At 71.2% G+C, this 274-nt stretch carries 1 protein-coding gene; it reads right to left on the bottom strand.

The features are described from left to right. Positions 1-274 (bottom strand): hypothetical protein (locus KZZ04_RS19235; protein WP_219423867.1); only part of this gene is annotated, 274 nt, incomplete at both ends.

Here is a 274-nt window from a genome sequence, read left to right as displayed (position 1 = left end):
CGATCTGGAAATCGCCAGCCGACAGGGCGAGGCCCGGCTTCAGCGACGCGAACTGGGCCGCTGCCTTCAGCCCTGTCCCGTCGGCGTCGTACGACAGGGCGCCGGTCGAGGCGGTGTAGAGCAGGCGGGTGTCGGCATCGTCGGCGGCCGCGCCGATGTGGAAGGCATTGGGGGCCAGGCCGCCCAAGCCTCCCGCGGCCGAGAAGACGGCGGCGGACAACCAGATCGTGTCCTGGCCTGCCTGGAAGTCGACGATGGTCGCCACGTTGCCGGC

Source organism: Pseudoalteromonas sp. CR1, assembly GCF_019392235.1.
Classification (GTDB): Bacteria; Pseudomonadota; Gammaproteobacteria; order Enterobacterales; family Alteromonadaceae; genus Pseudoalteromonas.
This window is presented reverse-complemented; position numbering and strand designations above follow the sequence as displayed.